The 7,003-nt window shown below is 69.6% G+C and carries 6 protein-coding genes; 5 read left to right on the forward strand and 1 reads right to left on the reverse strand.

Features of this window, described 5'->3' with window-relative positions:
- Positions 1 to 26: 26 nt before the first annotated feature.
- A complete protein-coding gene (locus tag DDV73_RS14445) occupies positions 27 to 1,394 on the reverse strand; it encodes a hypothetical protein (RefSeq protein WP_109507947.1) in 1,368 nt (455 codons plus the stop codon).
- A 254-nt stretch (positions 1,395 to 1,648) separates the two neighbouring features.
- Here DDV73_RS14445 and DDV73_RS14450 point away from each other — a divergent pair, with 254 nt between their 5' ends.
- The 5 genes from DDV73_RS14450 to DDV73_RS14470 all read left to right on the forward strand — a co-directional run bounded on the left by DDV73_RS14450 (position 1,649) and on the right by DDV73_RS14470 (position 6,821).
- Positions 1,649 to 3,793, forward strand: a complete 2,145-nt coding sequence (locus tag DDV73_RS14450; RefSeq protein ID WP_109507948.1) for a hypothetical protein — start codon at positions 1,649 to 1,651, stop codon at positions 3,791 to 3,793.
- Positions 3,780 to 4,535: an SDR family NAD(P)-dependent oxidoreductase gene (locus tag DDV73_RS14455; RefSeq protein ID WP_161962402.1), complete on the forward strand. Its 756-nt coding sequence runs from the start codon at positions 3,780 to 3,782 to the stop codon at positions 4,533 to 4,535. The genes DDV73_RS14450 and DDV73_RS14455 overlap by 14 nt, the downstream gene beginning before the upstream one ends.
- A gap of 110 nt (positions 4,536 to 4,645) precedes the next feature.
- Positions 4,646 to 5,047, forward strand: coding sequence for a PNPOx family protein (locus DDV73_RS14460; protein WP_240617287.1), 402 nt, complete (start codon positions 4,646 to 4,648; stop codon positions 5,045 to 5,047).
- On the forward strand, positions 5,044 to 5,733 hold the full coding sequence (locus DDV73_RS14465) for a hypothetical protein (RefSeq protein ID WP_109507951.1): 690 nt from the start codon (positions 5,044 to 5,046) through the stop codon (positions 5,731 to 5,733). The genes DDV73_RS14460 and DDV73_RS14465 overlap by 4 nt, the downstream gene beginning before the upstream one ends.
- Positions 5,734 to 5,831: 98 nt before the next feature.
- Complete coding sequence (locus tag DDV73_RS14470; RefSeq protein ID WP_109507952.1) at positions 5,832 to 6,821, forward strand: MFS transporter; 990 nt, start codon at positions 5,832 to 5,834, stop codon at positions 6,819 to 6,821.
- The last annotated feature ends 182 nt before the right edge of the window (positions 6,822 to 7,003 follow it).

Genomic DNA, 7,003 nt, shown 5'->3' on the forward strand with positions numbered 1-7,003 from the left:
AGGGGGCGGCCTGTGGGGCGGAGGTTTCAGCCACGCTTTGCCTCCGTCGTGCTCCACGGGTGGGCCGGCAGCTGGCGCAGCCGGGCGGCCAGCGTGGCGCCGTACACCCGAAGCTGCTCGCGACGCCGGGCCCGGTCCAGCAGCGGCTGGAGGCTGACCGTCGGCGCCCCGGGGATGCCGGTGCCGATCCGGGTGCTGTCCGACGCCGGCGACTCCAGCGGCGGCTCACCGCCGAGGCCACCGATCTGCAGCCGCAGGAACGCGTACGGCGTGATCGCCTGGTCGGCCACCCGCTGAACGTGGTCGATCGTCTCAGGGACGGTCTTCCCGATCAGCCGGCGGTCGATGTCCTCCGCGCCACGCAGGTTGCGCTCGACCTGGGCGACCAGGTCCTCGTACGCCGCGTGGTCGGCCTCCAGCCCGGCCACGAGCGCGTCCCGCTCACGGCTGGCCTTCGACCCGTCGGACACGGTGCCCAGGTAGCGCAGCGCCGGCAGCACCACGCCGACCACCATCGCCAGCAGCACCATCAGCGCCACCCCGCCGACGGTGACCGAGGCCGCCGCCTCGACCGCCCGCAGCGCAAGGCCCGAGGTGACGCCGATGGCACCGAGCCCGGCGATGGTGCCGAACCGGAAGCGGCGGTTGCGCGCCTTCTCCGCCGGTCCGGGCTGCCCGTCGGCCTCGGCCGCGAGCAGGTCGGCGTGCGAGCGAGCGGCCCGGTCGACGAGCCAGGTCTGGCCGAGCACGATGTACGGCAGCACCACGGCCAGGTAGCCCCAGGACGCCAGCGCCAGCCAGAACCCGACCGGCAGGTACGCCGCCAGGTAGCCGACGAAGCCCGCTCCGGCCAGCCACGGCGTCCACCGCGCGAGCGCGGTGAGCCAACGCGGCGCCCGGTCGTGGTGCCGGTGGCCGACGGCCCGGTCGCCCTCGATCCGGGCCCTGAGCTCGCGGGCCCGGCGTACCGCCTCCGAGCCGGAGTAGGTCACGCCCGGCTCGCTGCCGGCGATGTCCTCCGGCAGCCGCTCCAGCCGGTCGAGGTAGAAGTCAGCGACCCGCAGCAGCGCGTCGTGGTCCTCCAGCAGCGCGTCGACCTCGCACTTGAGCAGGTCGTTGAGCTCCTGCGCGGCGTGATCGACGTACGGCTGGCTCAGGCTGAAGCCGACAGACTCGGTCGGCTCCCACTCGGCGCGCGGCGTGCCGGCGGCGAGGTGGTAGCGGACGGTCATCGCGTGGTACGGCTGCGTCCGGTCGTAGATCTCGCGGTCACAGAGACCGCCCTTGACGGCGTCGGACTTGCTGAACGTGGGTGCGGGAACCTTGTAGCGGCGGGTTCCGGTCGCGGGTGCGCTGCCCTCGGGAAACGGGATGACGCGGGCCTTTTCTGCCATCGAACTCTCCCTTCTCGTACGGCCACCGCGAGCGGCGGCCGGCTTCTGGCCGGCGGGCCTTCCGCCGACAAGTGCGCGAAGAGTGCGATGTTGATACCTACCGTTGGTCCCAGGACGATCGATCCCCGGCGTCGATCGTCCGACGGTTCATCAGAGCCCCCGCGCCCTATTGATATGTCGTTAGTCACATGGTGTGTCCAGACCCTGGTCGGGGGGCGTCCCCGGAATGGTCAGTTACTGGGCAGAATGTGGGCGTGACTCTCGGTGCCCGCCCCAGCTTCGAAGACGTCCTCGCCGACCTCGAGGACGTGCTGAAGCTAGGTGCGGGCCGGCTCCGCGGCCAGGAGCTCCCCGCGCTGCGCGCGATCGCGGGCGCCGTCGGCCACAGTCCGCCCGGCGACAACGAGCCCGGACCGCTGGTGAAGCTGCTCCGAGATGCCGTCGACGAACGGCTTGCCGAGAGCCCCGACGGGCCCACCGCGCGCTACGCGCTCGGCCTCGAACGAGGCGGCGGTACGACGAACAAGGGCGACCGGCTGCGCCGCGCCGCGTCGTACAAGGACATCTCCTACGAGCGGTTCCGCAAGGAGCCGGTCAACGTCCTGATGCAGACCGTCGCCGAGGAGCTGCTGGGGCTGTGGGACGACGCCCACGCCTCGCCCGCCGCGGGCACGCCGGCGGCCGCGACCGTCCGCGACGACTCGGACCCGGCGCCGTGGCCCTGGCACCCGCGGATCGAGACCGTACCGCTGCCCCGCGCGCACGCCAGCTCGCTGCTGTGGAGCGCGGTCCAGCACGAGCCCGGTACGCCGATGGCCGAGGTCGTCGAGACCTGGGGGCGGGCCACGGACTCCAACCTGCTCTACGTCTGCGGGCCGATGGGCTCCGGCAAGACCTCCGAGCTGTCGGTCTGGGCGATGTCGCTGGAGCCGAGCCAGCGGCCGGCCCGGGTCAGCATGCTCGAGACCGACCCGCGCGGGCACCTCGAGGAGGTCGCCGGACCCGGGACGATCGTGATCGAGGACTTCGACTCGCTGTCGACCCGCTCGGAGCTGGGCTCGATCCGGCCGGACCTGAGCTGGCTGCGGAGCGCGATGAACGCCGGGGCGCGCTGCGTCGTACTCACCCGGCGGGACCCGGAGACCGAGACCGACGAGCTGACCGACCAGGTGCGCAGCCCGAACCGGCTCGCGGACCTCGGCGTGAAGAACCCGCACGTGGTCCGGATCAACGCGGTCACCGCCACCGAGCTGCGGGACTTCGCGAACGAGGTGGGCGACCAGCGACTGCTCAAGCTCGCAGAGGCGATCGAGCACGCCGACCAGATGAGCGCGCTGCTGATGACGCCGATGATCCTGGACCAGCTGTACCAGACCCACGCCGGCGGCGGAATCTTCCCGCACAACGTCTACGAGGCGTACGGCGGCTATCTCAAGTACGTGTGCGGGCGGGAGTACGACCGCGAGGTGTCACGAATACCCGGTCGCGTTCGATATCAGGCCTATGTCGATCTGGCGTGGGATATCTTCCGCGGTCTCGAACGACGCCATGCCGGCGCCGGACCGCTCGATGTCAGCCTGGCACGCGTCGCCGAACGCGTTCAGGAGAGTGTCCAGAGCGACCGCAATCTGCGGATGTCGAGAGACTTTCTGCGTTACGAGTGGACGACCGACTTCGTCGCCAATGGACACGTCTTCGGTCTGCATCGCGAGGACCAGGGAATGTGTTCGTTCCTCAACTCCGGCTATTACGAGTACTTCGTCGCCGAGGCCGCCCGCGGCCTGCTGTCGGCCGGTCGGCCACTCGGGCTCGACGAGGCCAGGTTCGCCGAGACCACCATGGACTCGCCCATCCTGACCTTCCTCCGGGCCGGCCTCACCCGGGCGGACCTGGACGTGCTCGCGGAGCTGGCGGCGCGGGGTCGGCTGTCGTGGCTGGACCGGCTGGTGTGCCTCTACTTCCTGGAGGAGCACGACGAGTTCCTGCCGCTGCTGCAGGGCTCGCCGGCGGCGTACTGGGAGAGCCTGCGGACCTCGTCGAGCCAGTTCCAGTCGCTGTTCCTGCGCAAGGCCACGCTCTACCAGGAGGTGGTCGTCGGCCGGCAGTCCGCCCAGTCCTACATCGACCTTCTACACGAGCAGGAGCGCGCTGTCGACCTTGCGCTGGAGCGCCAGCTGCTGCGCTCCGGGGTCGGGATCACCGAGTCGCTGCTGGCCAGGCTGGAGAACCCCGGGCTCGCGGCGGCGCGCCCGATCACGATCTACCGCCTGGGGCAGATGGGGAACAACGCTTCGGCGATTCCCGTGCTGCAGTGGGCCATGGAGTCGGACAATGACCTGCGTAGCCTCGCCGAGGCTGCCATCGCCCAGATCGAGGAGCGGACCAATGCCGGCCAGTAATCCGGTACTGATCATCGGCGCCACCGGCGACCTGGGCGCAGGCGTCGCCCGGGCACTGCACGCGCACGACGTACCGCTACTGCTGCACGGCGGCTCCAACGAGCGCGCGCTCGCCGACCTCACCGACGAGGTCGACGCGAGCGCGGCGTGGACGATTGACCTCCGCACCCACGAAGGGATCGACCAACTGCAAGAGGCGCTCGACCGGTACGACAGCCTTGACGGTGTCGTCTTCACGGCCGGCGTGAATCCGACCGCCGAGACCACCGCCGAGATCTCCGACGACGACTGGGACGAGGTCTACCGGGTCAATCACTGGGCGGCCTGGAAGGCGATTCAGCGCACTTTGCCGCTGCTGCGGGCCGATAATGGCGGATCGCTGGTCCTGGTCAGCTCGGTCTTCGGCATCAGGACGCCCGCGCGTCGGGCGGCCTACGGAGCGTCGAAGCACGCGCTGCTGGGACTGGTCCAGGCAGTCGCCCAGGAGGAGGCAGGCGTGGTGCGTGCCAACGCGGTCCTACCCGGACCAATGTGGAGCGAGAATGTAAGGCGAATCTTTCAGGAGCATGCCGAGAAGGTGGGCGCGTCGATCGACGAGTACGTCGCCTCTCGGGCAGCTGGTATTCCCCGGAGAGGCTTCGTGACGGTCGAGGAATGCGCGAACGTATGCCGCTTCCTTTTGTCAACGGACTCCTCCGGTATCAATGGACAGAGCATTATTGTTGACGGTGGTGAGTATTAGGAGTGTCTTAACTCTCCTACCACCACGGGAAAGGTTGAGGAATGGGTGCTGCTGATTCAGTGCGGCGCATCATGTCCGGTCAGAAACTGGCGCAGCTCGCGTCAATGAGCATGGCAGGACCCAGAGTATTCAGCGTTTGGTATGCGTATCTGCCCGACCGAGACGCGATCATCTTCGCGTCGAACCGCAACCGCAACCACTCGCGCGAATGGGTAGCCGACCCCCGGGTCGGCGGGACGGTCACGGGTGAGATCCCGGACGGGCTGGGCGACAAGGTGGAAGCGGTCAGCTTCTTCGGAGAGGTCCGCGAGCTGAGCGGCGCCGAGCTTACCGAGCTGTCCTCGGTCTATGGCGCACGCTGGCCCAACGCCGAGCAGATGTTCCCCCTCGCGGACGTGGAGTCCGGAACGGTCGACATGCGGTTCTACCTCATCGAGGTCTCCGAATGGGTGCTCTTCTCCGAGGTCGACTTCCCGCACTCGCCGAGGCAGTCGGTCCCGGTTCCGAAGTGACCAAGCTCTGGGTGGCGCTCGACCACGCCGATCCATCCGCCCTGGTCAGGCCCGGCGGCGGCGATCTCCGGGTCTGGCTCTGCGAGGCGATCATCGCCGGCCATGCGCCCTGGGGAGTCGTCGTACCGTCGTCGTTGCTGGCGCGGGCACTGGCGCACAACGCCGACGACCGGGTCTGCTGGGGGCTTCCGGACGAGCCGGAGCCGCAGCGGGCCGAGCTGCGGGCCGAGCTCGCCCAGGCGACGACGCCGGTCAAGGTGGGCTACTCACACGTGCCGGGCTGGAGCTGCGCCGACATCGCCCGGCTGCTGCTGGAGGCACGCCCGGCGGGTGGCCGGCTGGTCCTCGAGCCGTACTGCGACCGGCCGGACTGCCTGGCCGCGTGCTCCGCCGTACTCACCGAACAGCGGCTCATGTGGAAGCTGACCATCGTCAAGGAGATGCTCGACGTGTACGCCGAGATCGGCTTCCGCGGCCCGTGGGTGGCCCGGTCCGGGCCGCTGACCTGGCAGGAGTTCGTCGACCAGCTCGCGCAGGCGGTCGAGCTCGGCTGCAGCGGCGTGATCGTCGGCCGGGCGCTGTGGGCGGACCTGCTGCCGCTGGACGAGGCGGCCCGGCAGGCGCTGCTGGGCCAGCGGCTGGCAACGCTCAGGTCGCTGCTCGACCCTGCTGGTCAAGCGTCCTGAACCTGCCTCAACCGTGACCTTCACGTCCGCGAATCGTGGGTGAGACGCGCGTCGTCGAAGCCGGTACGTCGAATCCGGCGTCTGGCAGACTGCCGCGCATGGTGGAGAAGGACCCCGGCAACGAGGACGGTCCGTCGCTCGAGTTGCCCAAGCTCAGCTTCGGTTTCCGGCGCAAGCGCAAGCAGGAGGACCAGCCCGAGGCGGAGACCCCTGCCGATGACGAGACTGCGGCCGAGGCTGATCCGGACACGATCTTCGACGAGGACGAGCCGGTAGCCGACCAGGACGACGACACCGCCGAGCCGGACGAGGAAGCCGGGCCGGTGCTCGAGGACCCTGAGCTCGCCGAGATCCCGCCCGCCGCCGACACCCCCGTTGTCGAGATGCCCGTCGCCTCCCCGGACGAGGAGCCGGACGTCGAGGCCACGGCCCCGGTCAAGGTCGAGGAGGTCGAGGAGGTCGAGGAGGCATCCGAGGCCGAGGACACCGCGGACGCCGACGGCACTGACGAGACGGTCGTGCTGAGCAAGCCCGAGGCACCTGCCGCTGAGGTGGCAGAGGACGCCGACGTGACGACTGCTGAGCCGGACACCGAGCCAACCGCCGTGCTCACCGACGTACCCGAGACCGAAGCTGCCGAGGCCGCCGAAGCCCAGGACGACGCCGCTCCGGCGGCCAAGCCGGAGCGCACGGTCTCTCTCCCGGCACTGTCCGGGCTGCCCGCCGCGGCCGTCACCGGCGTGGCGGTCGGGCTGCTCGCCGTACTGCTGACCTACCTGGCGCTCCGCGGCTGCGAGCAGGTGCAGGGCACCTCGTCGTGCGGCGGCCCGGGCCTGTTCCTGCTGGTCGCAATCATGGTGATCTGCGTGCTCGCCGGGCGGTTCCTGCTGGCCGGCTGGAACATCCCCGACCCGGGCAGCACCAGCTTCCTCGCCGTCGGCCTACTGGCGGTGATCGCGCTGCTGTTCCTGGTCAACGTGCTGTTCGAGTGGTGGATGATCATCCTGATCCCACTCATCGGCCTCTGCACGTTCATGCTGTCGCACTGGGTGACCACCGCCCTGATCGACCCCGCCGACCGCGACTGACCCAGTCCGCGCCGCCATTCCCCGTACGAAACTGTCCCTCCCCGCTGGATACTTCGCGCGGGGAGGGACAGATTCACTAGGTACCTTGGGCGAGTTCGGGCGGTCAACGCAACAAGAGGTCTTGGATGGCCTCTGAGGGGCGAGCGTAGTCGAGGCGTTTGCGGGGCCTGTCGTTGAGTTCG

It is taken from the genome of Nocardioides speluncae (assembly GCF_003121585.1).
Classification (GTDB): Bacteria; Actinomycetota; Actinomycetes; order Propionibacteriales; family Nocardioidaceae; genus Nocardioides; species Nocardioides speluncae.